18 protein-coding genes are annotated in these 16,846 nt (G+C 64.7%); 8 read left to right on the forward strand and 10 right to left on the reverse strand.

The window, feature by feature from the left end:
- Nucleotides 1-37: 37 nt before the first annotated feature.
- Nucleotides 38-742: a hypothetical protein gene (locus tag IVB19_RS20140; RefSeq protein WP_085353583.1), complete on the reverse strand. Its 705-nt coding sequence runs from the start codon at nt 740-742 to the stop codon at nt 38-40.
- Nucleotides 743-878: 136 nt separating this feature from the next.
- Between IVB19_RS20140 and IVB19_RS20145 the strand changes: the two genes are divergently transcribed.
- Nucleotides 879-2,015, forward strand: a complete 1,137-nt coding sequence (locus IVB19_RS20145; protein ID WP_039799329.1) for an AI-2E family transporter — start codon at nt 879-881, stop codon at nt 2,013-2,015.
- Between the two features lie 6 nt (nt 2,016-2,021).
- Here the strand turns inward: IVB19_RS20145 and IVB19_RS20150 are convergent, their stop codons facing one another.
- The 6 genes from IVB19_RS20150 to IVB19_RS20175 all read right to left on the reverse strand — a co-directional run bounded on the left by IVB19_RS20150 (nt 2,022) and on the right by IVB19_RS20175 (nt 5,707).
- Entirely contained in the window at nt 2,022-2,318 is a 297-nt protein-coding gene (locus tag IVB19_RS20150) for an antibiotic biosynthesis monooxygenase family protein (RefSeq protein WP_018455117.1), read from the reverse strand.
- 101 nt (nt 2,319-2,419) lie between these two features.
- Entirely contained in the window at nt 2,420-2,656 is a 237-nt protein-coding gene (locus IVB19_RS20155; protein WP_018455118.1) for a hypothetical protein, read from the reverse strand.
- 57 nt (nt 2,657-2,713) lie between these two features.
- Nucleotides 2,714-3,946 (reverse strand): GGDEF domain-containing protein, encoded by a 1,233-nt coding sequence (locus IVB19_RS20160; protein WP_247385786.1) that lies wholly within the window; start codon nt 3,944-3,946, stop codon nt 2,714-2,716.
- 229 nt (nt 3,947-4,175) lie between these two features.
- Nucleotides 4,176-4,655 carry a 30S ribosomal protein S9 gene (gene rpsI, locus IVB19_RS20165; RefSeq protein WP_007603485.1) on the reverse strand — a complete coding sequence of 160 codons (480 nt, stop codon included), beginning with the start codon at nt 4,653-4,655 and terminating at the stop codon, nt 4,176-4,178.
- A gap of 1 nt (nt 4,656) precedes the next feature.
- Nucleotides 4,657-5,121 (reverse strand): 50S ribosomal protein L13, encoded by a 465-nt coding sequence (gene rplM / locus IVB19_RS20170; protein ID WP_018455120.1) that lies wholly within the window; start codon nt 5,119-5,121, stop codon nt 4,657-4,659.
- 157 nt (nt 5,122-5,278) lie between these two features.
- Entirely contained in the window at nt 5,279-5,707 is a 429-nt protein-coding gene (locus tag IVB19_RS20175) for a PaaI family thioesterase (protein ID WP_007603483.1), read from the reverse strand.
- Nucleotides 5,708-5,793: 86 nt separating this feature from the next.
- On the opposite strand from IVB19_RS20175, the gene IVB19_RS20180 reads away from it, so the two are divergent.
- From IVB19_RS20180 to IVB19_RS20195, 4 genes are all read left to right on the forward strand, one after another.
- Nucleotides 5,794-6,618: an enoyl-CoA hydratase gene (locus IVB19_RS20180; RefSeq protein ID WP_204511362.1), complete on the forward strand. Its 825-nt coding sequence runs from the start codon at nt 5,794-5,796 to the stop codon at nt 6,616-6,618.
- A 117-nt stretch (nt 6,619-6,735) separates the two neighbouring features.
- Nucleotides 6,736-7,320 (forward strand): CoA-binding protein, encoded by a 585-nt coding sequence (locus IVB19_RS20185; RefSeq protein WP_018455123.1) that lies wholly within the window; start codon nt 6,736-6,738, stop codon nt 7,318-7,320.
- A 137-nt stretch (nt 7,321-7,457) separates the two neighbouring features.
- Complete coding sequence (locus IVB19_RS20190) at nt 7,458-8,738, forward strand: O-acetylhomoserine aminocarboxypropyltransferase (protein ID WP_085353375.1); 1,281 nt, start codon at nt 7,458-7,460, stop codon at nt 8,736-8,738.
- 121 nt (nt 8,739-8,859) lie between these two features.
- Nucleotides 8,860-9,204, forward strand: coding sequence for a hypothetical protein (locus IVB19_RS20195; RefSeq protein ID WP_247385784.1), 345 nt, complete (start codon nt 8,860-8,862; stop codon nt 9,202-9,204).
- A 13-nt stretch (nt 9,205-9,217) separates the two neighbouring features.
- Here the strand turns inward: IVB19_RS20195 and IVB19_RS20200 are convergent, their stop codons facing one another.
- Nucleotides 9,218-10,300 carry a COX15/CtaA family protein gene (locus IVB19_RS20200; RefSeq protein ID WP_247385782.1) on the reverse strand — a complete coding sequence of 361 codons (1,083 nt, stop codon included), beginning with the start codon at nt 10,298-10,300 and terminating at the stop codon, nt 9,218-9,220.
- 93 nt (nt 10,301-10,393) lie between these two features.
- Here IVB19_RS20200 and IVB19_RS20205 point away from each other — a divergent pair, with 93 nt between their 5' ends.
- Nucleotides 10,394-10,615 carry a DUF2842 domain-containing protein gene (locus tag IVB19_RS20205; protein WP_007603477.1) on the forward strand — a complete coding sequence of 74 codons (222 nt, stop codon included), beginning with the start codon at nt 10,394-10,396 and terminating at the stop codon, nt 10,613-10,615.
- A 21-nt stretch (nt 10,616-10,636) separates the two neighbouring features.
- Here IVB19_RS20205 and IVB19_RS20210 read toward each other — a convergent pair whose 3' ends face one another.
- Nucleotides 10,637-11,680 carry a polysaccharide deacetylase family protein gene (locus IVB19_RS20210; RefSeq protein ID WP_018455127.1) on the reverse strand — a complete coding sequence of 348 codons (1,044 nt, stop codon included), beginning with the start codon at nt 11,678-11,680 and terminating at the stop codon, nt 10,637-10,639.
- Between the two features lie 126 nt (nt 11,681-11,806).
- Between IVB19_RS20210 and IVB19_RS20215 the strand changes: the two genes are divergently transcribed.
- Entirely contained in the window at nt 11,807-12,988 is a 1,182-nt protein-coding gene (locus IVB19_RS20215) for a GNAT family N-acetyltransferase (protein ID WP_085353381.1), read from the forward strand.
- Between the two features lie 183 nt (nt 12,989-13,171).
- Here the strand turns inward: IVB19_RS20215 and IVB19_RS20220 are convergent, their stop codons facing one another.
- Nucleotides 13,172-15,448, reverse strand: coding sequence for a GumC family protein (locus IVB19_RS20220; protein ID WP_085353383.1), 2,277 nt, complete (start codon nt 15,446-15,448; stop codon nt 13,172-13,174).
- A gap of 203 nt (nt 15,449-15,651) precedes the next feature.
- Here IVB19_RS20220 and IVB19_RS20225 point away from each other — a divergent pair, with 203 nt between their 5' ends.
- The gene (locus IVB19_RS20225; RefSeq protein ID WP_085353585.1) at nt 15,652-16,785 is read left to right on the forward strand and encodes a glycosyltransferase family 4 protein; all 1,134 of its coding nucleotides are present in this window, start codon (nt 15,652-15,654) and stop codon (nt 16,783-16,785) included.
- The last annotated feature ends 61 nt before the right edge of the window (nt 16,786-16,846 follow it).

Genomic DNA, 16,846 nt, shown 5'->3' on the forward strand with positions numbered 1-16,846 from the left:
GAACAAATTCAACAGAAGGGTACGCGGGACGGCAATGCTATTTTCGCGCAAATGCCTCCCGGGCCACGATCGCGCCGCCAAGGGGCAGGCCGGCGGTCTTCAGCGCGGTCGCCGCCGGGTCGCCCGGCGCAGCCAACCAGGGCAGTTTCGTCTCGATTCCGCGCGTCACGGGCTCCCCGAGCGCGCCACCGAAATCGATCGGCCAAAGCCCGTTGGGCACTATTTCGGCGGTAAGGCCACGGAGTGCGTAACCGTCGCCCAGCACCGCCTCCACATGGTCGCCGGCGACAAGGCGCGCGGTCGTAGGGTCCAGGGGATCGCCAAAGCTCACCAGCGTGGGCATTAGGTCGCCCTGCACCGCGACGACGCCGGTCTGCCGGTTGAGCTCGTTGAACGAGACGCGGTTGCCTCGCGCAGCGCCATAAGCGCGGAGCGCGACATAGTTGATGTCGTCGAGATCGAGCTTCGCGCCCTGCTGATGCGCGAGCAATGCCACCACATTCTTTCCCCGGCCGAGGTCGACGAACACGGCCTCGCCGCGCATCGTGGTGCGGCCGCCCCGGCTATAGCCGCGATCGGGCACGACGGACAGAATGCCCGACCCGGTCTTGATCCCGTCAGGCGTCGTCACCTCGACCCCGAGGCGATATTTGTGACCGGGCCGATTGATCCGGATCTGGTCGCCAATCACGAGCACGGCCAGAAGCCCGAGCAGACCCACCCATTTGCTGATGAAACTCAAGCGCGCCCCACCTGTTCTCTCCTCGTCGGTCTGCACCGTTCATACGGCAGCGTCAAACCAGCGCGTTGACGCGGTCTTGATCAAAAGCGTGTTTGTCGAAAGAGTGCCCCCCGTTCCACCTAAAGGCCATTGCGTGATCACATTCCCGAATGAACGACCCCCGACCCGTTTTGATCTGGCTTGGGGCATTTCGGTCGGCGGCATCGGTGTGGTGCTGTTCGCCGTGCTGCTCGCGTTCTCCTGGTACTTCGCGACCACCCTGCTCCTGATCTTCGCCGGGGTGCTGCTGGGCCTTGGGCTCAACGCGCTGACCAACGCGCTTGGCCGGCACGCGCGTCTTCCGCATACGCTGCGGCTCGCGATCGTCTGCTTGGCCCTCGCGCTGATGCTCGCGGGCATCGCATATCTCGGCGGCGCCACCATCGCCGATCAGGCGGCGGGACTCAGCAAAACCATCAAATCCCAGATCGGCAACGTCAAATCATTCCTGGACAATCACGGCATCGACACCAGCTTCTTCGATTTCGGGAGCTCCGGACCCGGTTCGTCTCCCGACGCGCAACCGGAGCCGACGCCGTCGGCCGGCACGGCGTCGCGCGGGGCAATACCCGGCGCAGGCGCCCTTGCCTCCAGCGGCGGGGCGATCGTGAGCCAGACGTTCAAGCTGCTGCTTGGCACCATCCACGGCGTGGGAAACATCTTCATCGTGCTGTTTCTGGGAGTCGCCTTCGCCGCCCAACCCAGCGTCTATCGCGAGGGATTGCTGTTCATCGCGCCTGCAAAACATCGCGCGCGCACGGCCGTCATCATCGACCGCGTCAGCGAGACACTTGAACGATGGCTGATCGCACAGATGATCGTCATGCTCGCGGTCGGCGCGGTAACCTGGATCGGGCTTCTCATCATCGGCATCCCGGGCTCCTTCATTCTCGGGATTCAGGCGGGACTGCTCGGCTTCATTCCGACCGTCGGCGCCATCATAGCCGGCGTCGTGGTCGTGCTGGCGAGCCTCGCCTCAGGATGGATTCCGGCGCTGTCGGCGTTTCTCCTCTTCATGGGCGTCCACGCCATGGAGAGCTACGTGCTGACGCCCCTGCTGCAGCGGCAGGCACTGGACATTCCGCCGGCCACGCTGTTCGCGTTCCAGATCCTGCTCGGCGTCGTGTTCGGGATCTGGGGCCTGGCGCTGGCGCTGCCACTGGTCGCCATCGCCAAAGTCGTGATCGACCATTTCAAGACGTATGAAGCGCCGCCTCTGGCGGAGGCGGCCTGAGCCGCCTCAGGTGATGAGCACGGTTTCGGTGTGCTCCACCTCAGGCGGTGCCGCAAAATACTGGCCGACGAGGCCGCGCCATTCGGTGAAATTCTCGGAGCCGCGAAAATCGACGGTGTGGTTCTCGAGCGTCTCCCACTTCACCATCAGACGATAGCGCTGCGGCTTCTCGATCGACTTGTGCAGCTCGAAACCGTGAAAACCCTTGGAGCGGCCGAAAGCGGCCTTCGCCTTGGCAACGGCGGCCTCAAAATCCTTCTCGCTGCCCGGCTTGACGTCGATTTGCGCGATCTCGGTGATCATCTGTTTCCACCCATTTTGTTCGATGGGCGTGTCTACCGCAGCCCGCGACAAAGAAAAAGGCGCCGAAACGGCGCCCTGCCCGGTCCAAGAATGCAGATCACTCAGGCGAGCAGCAGAACGGTGCCCACCACCATCAGCGCACAACCGGCGAACAGCGCGAGCGGCCAGTAATTGCGGCCTTGCGTGTAGCGCCCCTGGGCGCGGCGCTCGGTGATCAGCGCGCTCTCGTATTCGTCCGCGGTCGAGAACAGGCACGCGAAGCCGCCGCGTGCCGAAGTCGCCGCGGCTTCGAGCGACATCAAGGCGGTCTGCGGGTTCTGTCGACGGATCGATTCCATGACCGCAATGGTAGGGATCGAATGGTAAACAGGGGATTACCGCGAGGCCTCCTTTGCCTAGGCCGTCGCCGGCTGCGCTTTGGACTGCGTGTTGGGCACGCCGATCCGCGCGGCGCTCTGGCGGCGCCAGTTCTCCAGCGACAGTGGCAGCTCCTCCGCCGACTCGACGCGGTTTCGGCCGCCGCGCTTGGCCTGGTAGAGCGCGGTGTCGGCCGAGGCCAGCAGCACTTCGAGCTCGGTGCCGGCCGGACCGCCGGCGACGCCGATGCTGACGGTGGTGTCGACCGGGCCCTCGTCGACGACGACGCCGGAGGTCTCGAAGGCCTCGCGCACGCGCTCAGCGACCAGCACGCCCTCCTCGAGCGAACACGGCAGGAGGGCGGCGAACTCCTCGCCGCCGATGCGACCCGACATGTCGCTGATGCGCAGATTGCTGACGACGACGGTCGAGAACAGTTTCAGCATCTCGTCGCCGGCGGGATGGCCGAACCGGTCGTTGATCGACTTGAAATGATCGATATCGAAGATCATCACGGTCACGGGACGTCCGGCCTTTGCCTCGCGCTCGATCACGCGCCCGCAGGCTTCCGAGAAGCCGCGGCGGTTGAGCATGCCGGTCAGCGGATCGGTGGAGGCGGCGGTCCGGTGCGCGGTGACGGTGCGCTCGGACACCAGCATGAAGATCACGAACACGGTGCCGACGGCATAAAGCACGAGCTCGACCGCGAACACGGTGACCCAGATGCTGCTGGCGAAACCCGCATCGTGCGGACGCAGGAAGCTGCCGAGCACGATCGGCAGCATCAAGACGCAGCCGTGCATCACCGGCACCACGAAGGCCGGCCAGCGCCGTTGCAGGCTCTTGCGTCGCTCGACCCAGAGCTCGCTGGCGGTCAACGCCGCATAGACCGACACGATGCCGGCGCCGACGATCATGCGCAGCATGGACGCGGCGGGATCGAGCAACGTGGCGGCAGCGACCCAGGCGAGCGCGCCGACCAGGAGACCCGGCCAATTCGGCTTGCGGCCGCGGAAGACGCGCGCCGCATTCCACACCATGCCGCACGCGACGAAGCCGACCGCGTTCAGCGCAAGGTAAAGATGCGGCCCCAATCTGTCGCCCGCCGCCGTCCAGAGCGCGACCGATGCGGCGCCGAGGAGATAGGCGGTGCCCCACCATTTCAGCGCAGCGCTATTCTCCTGCCTTCCGAAAAACACCATCATGGCGCCGAGCAGTGCGGCGACCATGGTGGCGACCAAATAGAGCGTGATGCTATCGAGCGACATCATGTCGGCCCCCTTCTAGACATAGCAGTTACGCGATCGGATCAACCGATTTGCGCGCCCTTCCAAAAGCGACGCTATGTCCCGCGGGTTCCATTCAGGTTTTCATGCGAGCCCAAGTTTTCAGGAAACACGCCATCAATTTGCATACAAACGAACAGCAAAAAGGGCGCTGAAATCAGCGCCCTTTTGCATCTCATTGAAGCCGCTTTCGCGACGAATGCGACCGATGCGATTAACGCTTCGAGAACTGGAAGGACCGGCGGGCCTTGGCCTTGCCGTACTTCTTGCGCTCGACCACGCGGGAGTCGCGGGTGAGGAAGCCGCCCTTTTTGAGCACGGTGCGCAGCTCCGGCTCGAAATAGGTCAGTGCCTTGGAGATGCCGTGACGGACGGCACCGGCCTGGCCGGACAGACCACCGCCGGCGACGGTGCAGATCACGTCATACTGGCCGGACCGCGCGGCCACGGAGAACGGCTGCTCGATCATCATGCGCAGCACGGGACGGGCGAAATAGACCTCGACCTCGCGCGCGTTGACCGTGACCTTGCCGGCGCCTGGCTTGATCCAGACGCGGGCGACCGCGTCCTTGCGCTTGCCGGTGGCATAGGCGCGGTTGAACTTGTCGACTTTCTTCTCGTGCTTGGGCGCGTCGGGCGCGGCCGCCGTCTTGAGCTGCGAGAGCTGGTCGAGCGACTGGATGGATTCGGCCATGTTATGCGGCCCTCGTGTTCTTGCGGTTCAACTTGGCGATGTCGATCTTCTCGGGCGTCTGGGCCTCGTGCGGATGATCGGCGCCGCCATAGACGCGGAGGTTGCCCATCTGGACGCGACCGAGCGGGCCACGCGGGATCATGCGCTCGACGGCCTTCTCGAGCACGCGCTCGGGATGCTTGCCCTCGAGGATCTGGCGCGCGGTGCGCTCCTTGACGTGGCCGACATAGCCGGTGTGCTTGTAATAGGTCTTCTGCTCGCGCTTGCGGCCGGTGAGAACCGCATGCTGCGCGTTGATGATGATGATGTTGTCGCCGCAATCAACGTGCGGGGTGTAGGTCGGGAGGTGCTTGCCGCGCAGGCGCATGGCGACGATGGTGGCGAGACGGCCGACGACCAGACCCTTGGCGTCGATCAGTACCCACTTCTTCGTCACCTCAGCCGGCTTTGCCGAAAAGGTTTTCATGTCAGAGTTTCCGTGAACGGGGAGCATCGGCGCGAACACCGCACCGGACTGGCGGTTTTCTAGAGAACAGAGGCGCCGCGGTCAATGCCCAAAGGCGGAATTTACTTGTTAAATATCAACGACTTGGAAATATGGTATTAAGATACCCGTAAAAAGTTCAAACGTTTGGAATGGAATAGGTCGAGGTGACATGCGCAATCGGATCGGGCGAGGTGCCGGACAATAGCTTCACCTCACCGACTGCGAGGCGCTTGCCGAGCTTGAGCAGCCGCGCCTCCGCCAGCACGTCCTGCCCGGGCTGGCCCTTGCGCAGGAAGTTAATGTTGAGATTGGTGGTCACCGCGAGCCCGATCGGCCCGATCGCGGACAACAGCACCACGTACATCGCGAAATCGGCGAGCGCCATCAGGGTCGGGCCGGACACGGTTCCACCCGGCCGCAGCATCTTTTCGCTATAGCGCTGACGCAAAAGGCAGGCCTGACCGTCCGCGCTCTCGATCGTGATGTCGTCGCCGCTGAAGGCCTGGGGAAACTCGTTGCGGAGGAACTGCTCGAGCTCCGCCACGCTCATTTTCGCTAACGCCATGCTGCCCCTCACCCTCGCTTCACGTCCCCTGTTACATTAAGTTATCTGCGTCATCCAATCGCAATAATCCAACCGGAAACGCTTTGATGTCCGTCCAGGCCGCCCGCGCCCCCTCCCCGCAACTGCCGATCCTGCTGCGCGAGACCGTCGGCCCTATCGCGGTCCTGACCCTGAACCGCCCGGCGGCCCGCAACAGCCTGTCGGCGGCGATGATCGCAAGCCTGCATGCCGAGCTCAACGAGATCCGCGACGACAAGTCCGTCCGCGGCGTCGTGATCGCGGCCAACGGTCCCGCCTTCTCCGCCGGCCACGACATGAAGGAGCTGACCGCGCGTCGCGGCGACCCGGATCGCGGCCGTGCCTTCTTCGCCGAGATGATGACCGCCTGCAGCGCGATGATGCAGGCGATCGTGCACCTGCCCAAGCCCGTGGTCGCATCCGTTCAGGGCATCGCCACTGCCGCCGGCTGCCAGCTCGTGGCCAGCTGCGATCTCGCGATCGCCTCGGAAGCAGCACACTTCGCCACTCCGGGCGTCGACATCGGCCTGTTCTGCTCGACGCCAATGGTGGCGCTGTCGCGCAATGTGCCGCGCAAGCAGGCGATGGAGATGTTGCTGACAGGCGAGCCGATCCCGGCCGCACGCGCTCGCGAGATCGGGCTCGTCAATCGTGTCGTCGCCGCCGGCAGCGAGCGCCATGCCGCCATTGCGCTCGCCGAACAGGTCGCGCTGAAATCCGCCTATACCGTCAAGCTCGGCAAGGAGGCGTTCTACCGCCAGGCCGAGATGAACCTTGCAGATGCCTATCGCTATGCGGCAGAGGTGATGACCGAGAACATGATGGCGCGCGACGCCGAGGAAGGCATTGGCGCCTTCATCGAGAAGCGCACGCCGACATGGCGGGATGAGTAATTCGTCATTGCGAGCGAAGCGAAGCAATCCAGAATCCCTCCTCGGAGACAGACTGGATTGCTTCGTCGCTTCGCTCCTCGCAATGACGGCGAAAGATGAGCCCGAAAAGATGAGCCAATGAACCACGACGCCTATCCCGACAATTACATCCGGGGCATCCTCAACAACGTGAAGTCGATCGCGATGGTCGGCGCTTCGCCTGCCAACGTGCGGCCGAGCTATTTCGCGTTCAAATATCTGGCCCAGCGCGGCTACGACATGATTCCGGTTAATCCCGGCCATGTCGGCAAGGAGCTGCTCGGAAAACCCTTCGTCGCCTCGCTGTCCGACATCGGCCGTCCGGTCGACATGATCGACATTTTCCGCAACTCCAGCCACATCATGCCGGTGGTCGAGGAAGCCCTCACGCTCGATCCGCTGCCGATGGTGATCTGGATGCAGTTGGGGGCGCGCGACGATGCGGCGGCGCTGAAGGCGGAATCGGTCGGTATCAAGGTGGTGATGAACCGCTGCCCCAAGATCGAATATGGCCGCCTGTCGTCGGAGATCTCGTGGATGGGCGTCAATTCGCGCACGCTGAGCTCCAAACGCGCTCCGGTACCGACGCAGGGCATGCGGCTATCCCTCAATCGGATGAGTGTCGGCGGCGGCGACACTGCGGCATCGGACCGCGCCGCCAAAAACAAGACCGAGCAAAGCTGACGCAATTGCGAAGGTTTCATTCGCGAACGCGACAATGCGTAGCACGATCGTTCCGATGTGAAGCCGCGCCTTGACGGCAGCCGCGGCGCCAATCAGCATGCCGCGCGATTTCAGACCACGAGAACAGGACGCCCTCAATGAGCGATCGCCTTCCGGGATTTTCGACCCTCGCCGTGCATGCCGGTGCACAGCCCGATCCCACCACCGGTGCGCGCGCGACTCCGATATATCAAACGACGTCGTTCGTCTTCAACGATGCCGACCACGCCGCCTCTCTGTTCGGCCTGCAGGCGTTCGGCAACATCTATACCCGCATCGGCAATCCCACCAACGCCGTGCTGGAAGAGCGCGTCGCGGCGCTCGAAGGCGGCACGGCCGCGCTGGCGGTGGCCTCGGGCCATGCCGCGCAGGTCGTGGTGTTGCAGCAATTGCTCCAGCCCGGCGACGAGTTCATCGCCGCGCGAAAGCTCTATGGCGGCTCCATCAACCAGTTCACCCACGCGTTCAAGAGCTTCGGCTGGAACGTGGTGTGGGCCGATCCCGACGACATCGCGAGCTTCGAACGCGCGGTCACGCCGCGCACGAAAGCGATCTTCATCGAGTCCATCGCCAATCCCGCCGGCAGCATCACCGACATCGAGGCGATCTCGACGGTGGCGCGCAAGGCGGGCGTACCGCTCATCGTCGACAATACGCTGGCCTCGCCCTATCTGATCCGCCCGATCGACCACGGCGCCGACATCGTCGTGCACTCGCTGACGAAATTTCTCGGCGGCCACGGCAATTCGATCGGCGGCATCATCGTCGATGCCGGCACTTTCGACTGGTCGACAGGCGGCAAATATCCGATGCTATCGGAGCCGCGGCCCGAATATCACGGCATCCGGCTCCAGGAGACGTTTGGCAATTTCGCCTTCGCGATCGCCTGCCGCGTGCTCGGCCTGCGCGACCTCGGACCCGCGCTGTCGCCGTTCAACGCCTTCATGATCCTCACCGGCATCGAGACATTGCCGCTGCGCATGCAGAAGCACTGCGACAATGCGAAAGCGGTCGCCGAATTCCTCGCCGGCCATCCGGCGGTGGCCGCGGTGAACTATGCGGGCCTTGCAAGCGACAAGTACAACCAGCTCGCGCGCAAATACGCGCCGAAGGGTGCCGGCGCCGTGTTCACCTTCAGCCTGAAGGGCGGCTACGATGCCGGCGTCAGCCTGGTGTCGAAGTTGCAGCTGTTCTCGCATCTGGCCAATGTCGGCGACACCCGTTCGCTGGTCATCCATCCGGCCTCGACCACGCACAGCCAGCTCGACGACGCCGCCAAGGTCAAGTCCGGCGCCGGCCCCGACGTGGTGCGGCTCTCGATCGGCATCGAGGACAAGGAAGATTTGATCGCCGATCTGGAACAGGCACTGGGCACGTAGCTGTCCTGGACATTCCGGGGCGCTTTGATGTGCCCCGGGAGTCCGGCTCCAGTTAACAGTCATTAACCATATCTGCCGCATACATCGTCACTGGATCGCCCCCTTTGATTCGGAGCCGACGATGCTGCGCTGGATGGTGCCTGCCCTTGCGGCGATGTTGACAGTCTCAGCTGCGTTCGCCGCCGATCTGCCGGCCACGCCGAGGCGGCGGGCCGCCGCTCCGCCGCAGGAGCCGCCGCAGGTCTATGTCGAGACCGATCCGGATGCGCTGATCTCGCCGGCCTACGGCATCGGCAGCTACGTCCGCAATTTACCGGGTACGCCACTGCTGCCGGGGTCGCACACGCTGCCGGGCTATTACGGCCGCCCCTGGGACTACGATTACCAGGGCGCGTATTACGGCGGGAAGCAGGTCGATTATTTCTGGCGCCTGCCCTACTCGTGCGGCATCTACGGCTATTGCTGAAGAGCAGATCCGATCAGCCGGCCTGACCGACGGGAACGGCGCGCGGCTGCGCTTCGGTTGCGCCACGCGGCGCGAGCCGCTCTGTCTGCATCACCGCAAGCGTCAGCACCACGATCGCAACTGCCTGATGCGCGAGCGCGAGATCGATCGGCACCTGGTTGAGCAGCGTGAGGATGCCGAGCACGCCTTGCAGGCTGACCGCGCCCAGCAGCAAGAGCGCGCCGCTTGCCGCAGAACCCGCGCGTGAACGGACCGCATCGAACGCGTGCAACGCCGCCAGCGCGAACAGCGCATAGGCCGTCATCCGGTGCTCGAACTGCACCGTCAGCACATTGTCGAACATGTTGCGCCACCACGGCGTCTCGAACCACAGCCGCTCCCCTGAGGGAATGAACGCGCCGTCGATCTGCGGCCAGGTGTTGTAGGCGCGGCCGGCGCGCAGGCCCGCAACCAGAGCACCAAAATAGATCTGGATAAAGGTCACCGCGAGGAGCAAGGCGCTGGTAAAGCGCAGCCGCGACGATGCTGCGATCTGCGGACGCCCGGCGAGCCGCCGCACCGTCCAGACGATGCCGGCGAAGATCACGAGCGCGAGCATAAGATGTGTCGCCAGCCGATATTGCGACACCTCGACGCGTTCGGACAGCCCCGAGGCCACCATCCACCAGCCGACCGCGCCCTGGAGGCCGCCGAGCCCAAACAATAGCCACAGCCGCCGCTTCAACTCACCGGACAGGCCGCCGCGCCAGAGGAAGAACAGGAACGGCAACAGATAGGCGACGCCGATGAAACGGCCGAGCAGCCGATGGCTCCATTCCCACCAGAAGATCTCCTTGAACTCGGACAGGCTCATGCCGGCGTTGAGTTCGCGATATTGCGGGATCGTCTTGTAGGCCTCGAAGGCCGCCGTCCACTGCGCTTCCGAAAGTGGCGGCACGCTGCCCGTGACCGGCTTCCACTCGACGATCGAGAGCCCGGATTCCGTCAGCCGCGTTGCGCCTCCGACCAGCACCATCAGCGCGATCAGCGCAGCCACTGAGATCAGCCACCAGCGCACGGCGCGATACGGCTCGGACGGGGCGGAATTCGTCGTCATTCGAGGCAAAACCAGAGCTTGAACCGGACTGCGTGCCCCTTATAGTCCCCCGCTCCCGCAGCGCAAGTTACGCGAAAGCCGCGATATTCCGTCATGACGATCCGCACTCGCAAGTTCCTCGGCACCATCCTGCTCCTGGTGCTCGCCACCGTCTGGGCACTGCTCGGCATGGCGCTGGCGCAGATGCCGTGGATCGCCGAATCCGGCTGGCGGCAGGCGATCTACTACGTGGTGGTCGGCATGGGCTGGGTGCTGCCGGCGATGCCGATCGTGAGCTGGATGCAGCGGCCGGACCGGGCCAAGTCGAGTTCGTAGCGCTTCCAGTTCGTAGCGCTTCTAGGTCCCAGCAGTGCCAGTCGGCTTCACCGGCGCAAAAGCGACCCCCGACACCAGCACCCGCATCATGCGCAGCGAGCGCACCCGGCCGTCCCAGGAAATGCGCGGCAGCGCGCGCAGATTGGTGCGTCCCTCCGCGTCCACCACGCCCGGGATCGTCGTCACCGCGCTGGCAAAGCCCGCCTCCTCCGCCATGATGACATGGCTGCGCCGGAACGAGGCGCGATCACCGAACGGAAAGGCGAGATGCCGGATGTCGCGATCGAAGGCCGCCTCCGCCACCGCCTTGCCCATCGTCATCTCGCGCAGTGCGGCCGCATCCTTCATGTTGGCGAGAACGGGATAGTTCACGGTCGCACTGCCGATTGTCACCAGCGGATCGGCCGAAAGCCTTGCCAGATCCTCCCAATTCATCGATGCCTCGCGTGAGAGCGCGGCAAGGTCGACCCGGTAGCGCGTGCAGAGGTCTGCGATCGCAGCCGACACATCCGCCGGCGGCAGCGAGCGCAGCCAGGCCTCGAGGAACGAAAACAGCGCCTGCTTCTCCGCGTTGCCAGTCACAGTGAAGCGCTGCTCCTTCTCGCCCATCAAGAGACTGACACGGCTCTCGCGCGCGATCACCTGTTCGAGTCCGAGCCACCAGGCCTCACCGACGCCGTCGGGAAACGCCGTGGGCACATAGATCGTGAAGGGCACGGCGTGGCGCGCCAGCACCGGATAGGCAAAGTCGATCAGATCCTTGCCGGCGCCGTCGAAGGTGAGTGCCACGAAGCGCCGCTGTTCCGACAGCGTCACCGCGCGCCGGCAGACCTCGTCCATGCCGACGAAATCATAGTTCCACCGCTTCAGCGCGCGAATGGCGCGATCGAGGAAATGCGGCGTGATCTCGTTCTCGCGCAGCGGCTGAAACCCGCCGCGCCGGCGCGACCGCACATGCGCAAAGCGCAGGATGGCGCCGGCTCCACGACTGCGCAGCGCAGCCTGGCCCGTGAACCAGGTCAGCTCAAGTCGCAGCCGTTCCAGCCATCTGTCGTCGGATGCCAATGTCCCACCTCGCGCCCGTCGGCGGCCGGTCCCCTCTTATAGTCATTACCCTTTGTTGACATTTCTTTGCAAAGGTCGGCCACAGGCCGAATTACGCATATTTTTGATTTCTCGACAGGTTCGCGAATGACCATGGCTGCGGCGATGCAAAGCCGGACGGCAGAATTGCCAGCGCAGTCGAAAGCGGGCCGCATCGCGCATGTCGATATCGTGACCGATCTCGGCGCGGCCGAGGCCGTCTGGCGCGCCTTCGAGCAGCCCGGTCATCTCTTCACGCCCTATCAGCGATTTGATCTGCTCAGTCCCTGGCAGCGTCTGGTCGGCGAGCAGGAACGCGCCCGCCCCTTTATCGTCATTGCCCGCGACTCCGAGCATCGGCCGCTGCTGCTGCTGCCGCTCTCGCTGCGCCAAAGCCACGGCGTGCGCACCGCCTGCTTCATGGGCGGCAAGCATACGACCTTCAACATGGGCTTGTGGAACGCCGAATTTGCAGCGCAGGTCGCCAGCGGTGATCTCGACGCGCTGCTTGCGCCGCTCAACGAACATGCCGACGTGCTCGCACTGACGCAGCAGCCGCTGCACTGGAACGACCAGCAGAACCCGTTCGCGCATTTGCCACGCCAAAGCGCGATCAACGGCTGCCCGCTGCTCACGATGGAACCGGGCGGTCCGCCGGCATCGCGGATCAGCAACTCCTTCCGCCGCCGCCTCAAGAGCAAGGAGAAGAAGCTCCAGGCGCTCGCCGGCTATCGCTATCATTTGGCGACCACCGATGCGGACATCACCCGCCTGCTCGACTGGTTCTTCCGTATCAAGCCGGCTCGGATGGCCGAACAGAAGCTGCCCAACGTCTTCGCAGAGCCCGGCGTCGAGCAATTCGTCCGCAGCGCCTGCCTTGCACCACGCGGCGACGGCCGCGTCATCGACATCCACGCGCTCGAATGCGACGACGAGGTGATCGCAATCTTCGCTGGCGTCGCCGACGGCCAGCGCTTCTCGATGATGTTCAACACCTACACGATGTCCGAGCACGCCCGCTACAGCCCCGGGCTGATCCTGATGCGCTACATCATCGACCGCTGCGCCGAGCGCGGCTACCGCTCGCTCGACCTCGGCATCGGCTCGGACGAGTACAAGCGGATGTTCTGCAAGGACGACCAGGACATCTTCGACAGTTTCGTTCCGCTGACGTCACGCGGAAAGCTCGCGGCCATGGCGATGTCCTCGCTGAGCCACGGCAAGCGGCTGGTGAAACAGAACCAGATGTTGTTCGACCTGGCGCAGCGGCTGCGGCGAGCGTTCGGGTAGCTCTCGCCATTGCACGACTGCCCACCTTCTCCCCTTGTGGGAGAAGGTGGCGCGAAGCGCCGGATGAGGGGTTGTATCAGCAAGTCAAAATGCGAGAGGCACGCGCGGAGAGAGACCCCTCACCCGTCTCGCCGCTATCGCGGCGAGCCACCCTCTCCCACAGGGGGAGAGGGTAAGAAACGCCTACGCCGCCACGACGCGCGGCGCGTCCCTCGCATCCGACGGCTGCACCGGTCTGTTCAGCATCGTCACTTCATTGAATCCGACGGCGCTGAGCTGCTCGCACATCAGTGCGCGCGCATCCGGCGCCATCGACGCGTCGGGCACGACGACGGCGCGGGCATTCGCCGTCAGGAGCTCCGCCGGAAGGTCGGAGGCACTGCCGGCATCGAGCAGCACGTGGTCGTAGGCGCGCAGCAGCGCGTCGATCGCGAGCGTCACGCGGGGCGACTGCAACAGGCTGCGATCGAAGCCGGGGCGGCCTGCCATGACCAGATGCAGCCGCGAGAGCTTGTCCCGGGTGATGATCTGCGCGAACGACGCCTCGCCCTGCATCAGTTCGGCGAGGCCGGGTGCCGAGGCATCGACGGACACGGCGGCCATGGTCGGCGAGGACGCGGCGAGATCGACCACGACGACCCGCGCATCGCGCGCCAGGTGCCGGGCCAATGTCAGCGTCGACAGCGTGATGGCTTCGCCGCTCGCAGTGCCGAGCACCGTGACCTTCTTCGCCATGGCTCCGGCGGCGCGCAGGCTGTCGGCCAGATGCTCGATCTCCGCGAATTCGGCGACATCGGCATCGGCCGTCATCTCCGGCTGCAGCGGCGCGGGTTCTGCCATGACCGGGTCGACGACCGGATCGGCGAAGGGCTCGACGACCACCGGTTGGACGATTTGTTCCTGGCGAGCCGACGCCCGCATGAGCGTTGGCGTGAACACCGCCACCGCACGGGGCGCGGTCTGGCGCAACAACTCTCCGGTGACGACGACGCCCGACGAGAGCAGCAGTGTCGCGATCGTCGCGATCAGCACGATCGGCAGCTTCTTCGGGTAGGCCGGCGTGTTCGAGACGACGGCGCGCGAGATGATGCGGCCATCCGTCGGCGCGGTGTCGATGGTCTCGCGGGTGTTGGCCTCACGGTACTTCGCGAGATAGGTTTCGAGCAGGTCGCGCTGCGCCTTGGCCTCACGCTCGAGGGCGCGGAGCTGCACGTCCTGGCCGTTGGTGGCCGTCGCCTGCTTCTTGAGCTGCTCGAGGCTCGCCGACAATTCCTGAACGCGCCCGCTGGCGGCACGCGCATCGTTTTCGAGCGTGCGGGCGAGCTTGGCGGCCTCGTCGCGGATCTGGGTGTCGAGGTCGGCGAGCTGCGCCTTCAACTCCTTGATGCGCGGATGGTTGCCGAGCAACGTCGACGATTGCTCGGCCAGCTGGGCCCGCAACGCCACGCGCTGCTGCGAAGGCGTGCGCATCGATTCCGAGTTCAAAATTTCCGACGATTCGATCGGTTTGCCGCTCTGGATCATCTCGCGGATCAGGCGCGCCTTGGACTCGGCATCGGCCTTGAGCGCGCGCGCATTGTTGAGCTGGGTGTTGACCTCGCCCATCTGCTGGTTCGATAGCGTCGTGTTGTTGGTGCCGACGAACAGGCTCGACTTGGAGCGGAAGTCCTCGGCCTTCGCTTCGGCCTCGGAGACATTCCGTCGCAGCTCATCGATCCTGCCGGCATACCACTGGCTGGCGTTTCGGGCCTGGTCCTGGCGCGCATCCTGCTGGAGCACGAGATAGCCGTCGGCGATCGAATTGGCGACGCGCACGGCGAGATCGGGATCGGCAGACTGGAATTCGATCACGATGACGCGTGACTTGTCGACGGCGTAGGCCTGGAGGCGCTCGTAATAGGCGTCCAGCACCCGCTCTTCCGGCGTCATCGAGAACGGATCGCGGCCGATGCCGACCAGCGCCGCAAGAGACTTCAGCGGCGAAACGCCTTGCAGCACCGGATCGAACTCGGGCCGCTCCGCAAGCTTGTTCTTCTTGATGATCTCGCGCGCGAGATCGCGCGACAGCACGAGCTGCACCTGGCTGGTGACGGCTTCGGCGTCGAGCGCCTGCCGTTCCTCGGCGCGATCGCTATTGGGCCGCAGAAACACGTTCTCACGGCCGTCGATCAGGATACGGGATTCAGACTTGTAGCGCGGCGTGATGAGATTGACGATTGCGATGGATGCGACGAGCGCCAGCACCGTCGGAACGATGATCCAGCCGCGCTTGCGCGCCAATGCCGCGCCGAGCGCGTGCAGGTCGATGTCGCCGGATTCGACTGGCGCCGACCGCGGAGCAACGGGCGCAGGCTTTGCTTCAATGCTGGGCTCGAGTTCAGCCCGCTTGGCTGCTGCCTTCGAGACAGCCCGCTTGACCACCGCCTTGTCCTTGCCGGCACGCCAGAACGCTAAACGCATCGAACACTCCCGCAGGCGCAACGCCACGAACCTACCTCAACCAGGGCGATTACACTCCATTAAGGTTGCCGCTGGGTTAATCGCAGCGTCGGGCGGCTCGCGCAGGTGCGTCCGTCACCGTTTGTTAACCACGAGGCCTCTTAATCCGTCTCGATATTTCGTCAGATTGTTCGAGCATTCGCCGTCGAGCGCTGGTTTTGATCATGCCCCCCTCTCCCGACCAGCCGCTTCGCATCCTGCACGCCGTGCGCGCTCCGGTCGGCGGCATCTTCCGCCACATCCTCGACGTCGCCAACGGCCAGGTCGATCGTGGCCATCACGTCGGAATTCTCGCCGACAGTCTCACCGGCGGTGAGCGCGCCGACAAGGCCCTTGCCGAGCTCGCACCGCGGCTGAAGCTCGGCGTGCACCGGATGGCGATCCGCCGCGAACCGTCGCCTGACGATGTCCTGGTCTGGTTTCGCTTGCGGCGCCTGATCGCCACGCTCAAGCCCGACGTCATGCATGGCCACGGCGCCAAGGCCGGCGCTTTCATCCGGATGCGGCGGCGATCCGACGACACCATCCGCATCTACACCCCGCATGGCGGCTCGTTGCATTATCCCCTCAACACCCTCAAGGGCGAGTTTTACGCGCGGCTCGAGCGTGCGCTGATGGATGCGACCGACCTGTTCCTGTTCGAAAGCGCGTTTGCCCGCGACACCTATCAGCGCATCGTCGGCAAGCCGAAGGGCGTGGTGCATTGCGTCTTCAACGGCGTGACGCCGGAGGAATTCGAACCTGTCGTCATGGCCGACGACGCCACCGACCTCGCTTATGTCGGTGAGTTCAGGCACATCAAGGGCGCCGATCTGCTGGTCGACGCGGTGGCGCGCCTGCACGAGGGCGGTAAGAAGGTCACGCTGACGCTCGGCGGTGACGGCGAGGAGACCGCGGCGCTCAAAGCGCAAGTCGAGAGGCTCGGCCTCTCCAGCGCCATCCGCTTCATCGGTCACGTCAAGGCACGCTACGGCTTTTCCAAGGGGCGGCTGCTGGTCGTTCCCTCGCGTGGCGATTCCATGCCCTATGTCGTGATCGAGGCCGGTGCCGCCGGGATACCGATGATTGCGTCCAAGATCGGCGGCATTCTCGAGATTTTCGGCGCGGAGAACCCGGCGCTGTTTGCGCCGAGCAACGCGGAAGCCATGGCGGAGGCGATCGCGGCCGCGCTCGACAATCCGCTGGGAACAGCGCAGCGCGCCTTGTCGCTTCGCGAGCGCATCTCCGCGCATTTCTCGCAGCAGGCGATGGTCGAGGGCGTGCTCGCGGGCTATCGCGACGCATTTACCAATCACTAACCATTCTTAAGACCCGCTTTAGAGAATCTTCCGATTTGTCCGATAACCCAAGCGCCAGGGG

The sequence above is a fragment of the Bradyrhizobium sp. 187 genome, assembly GCF_023101005.1.
In the GTDB taxonomy this organism is placed as follows: domain Bacteria; phylum Pseudomonadota; class Alphaproteobacteria; order Rhizobiales; family Xanthobacteraceae; genus Bradyrhizobium; species Bradyrhizobium canariense_D.

Coding starts and splice junctions, on each gene's coding strand:
- rplM (WP_018455120.1), bottom strand. CDS start 5,121: ATGAAAACCTTTTCGGCAAAGCCGGCTGAGGTGACGAAGAAGTGGGTA.
- IVB19_RS20195 (WP_247385784.1), top strand. CDS start 8,860: ATGCTGCGCTGGATGGTGCCTGCCCTTGCGGCGATGTTGACAGTCTCA.
- IVB19_RS20160 (WP_247385786.1), bottom strand. CDS start 3,946: ATGATGTCGCTCGATAGCATCACGCTCTATTTGGTCGCCACCATGGTC.
- IVB19_RS20205 (WP_007603477.1), top strand. CDS start 10,394: ATGACGATCCGCACTCGCAAGTTCCTCGGCACCATCCTGCTCCTGGTG.
- IVB19_RS20225 (WP_085353585.1), top strand. CDS start 15,652: ATGCCCCCCTCTCCCGACCAGCCGCTTCGCATCCTGCACGCCGTGCGC.
- IVB19_RS20180 (WP_204511362.1), top strand. CDS start 5,794: ATGTCCGTCCAGGCCGCCCGCGCCCCCTCCCCGCAACTGCCGATCCTG.
- rpsI (WP_007603485.1), bottom strand. CDS start 4,655: ATGGCCGAATCCATCCAGTCGCTCGACCAGCTCTCGCAGCTCAAGACG.
- IVB19_RS20150 (WP_018455117.1), bottom strand. CDS start 2,318: ATGATCACCGAGATCGCGCAAATCGACGTCAAGCCGGGCAGCGAGAAG.
- IVB19_RS20215 (WP_085353381.1), top strand. CDS start 11,807: ATGACCATGGCTGCGGCGATGCAAAGCCGGACGGCAGAATTGCCAGCG.
- IVB19_RS20175 (WP_007603483.1), bottom strand. CDS start 5,707: ATGGCGTTAGCGAAAATGAGCGTGGCGGAGCTCGAGCAGTTCCTCCGC.
- IVB19_RS20220 (WP_085353383.1), bottom strand. CDS start 15,448: ATGCGTTTAGCGTTCTGGCGTGCCGGCAAGGACAAGGCGGTGGTCAAG.
- IVB19_RS20190 (WP_085353375.1), top strand. CDS start 7,458: ATGAGCGATCGCCTTCCGGGATTTTCGACCCTCGCCGTGCATGCCGGT.
- IVB19_RS20155 (WP_018455118.1), bottom strand. CDS start 2,656: ATGGAATCGATCCGTCGACAGAACCCGCAGACCGCCTTGATGTCGCTC.
- IVB19_RS20200 (WP_247385782.1), bottom strand. CDS start 10,300: ATGACGACGAATTCCGCCCCGTCCGAGCCGTATCGCGCCGTGCGCTGG.
- IVB19_RS20185 (WP_018455123.1), top strand. CDS start 6,736: ATGAACCACGACGCCTATCCCGACAATTACATCCGGGGCATCCTCAAC.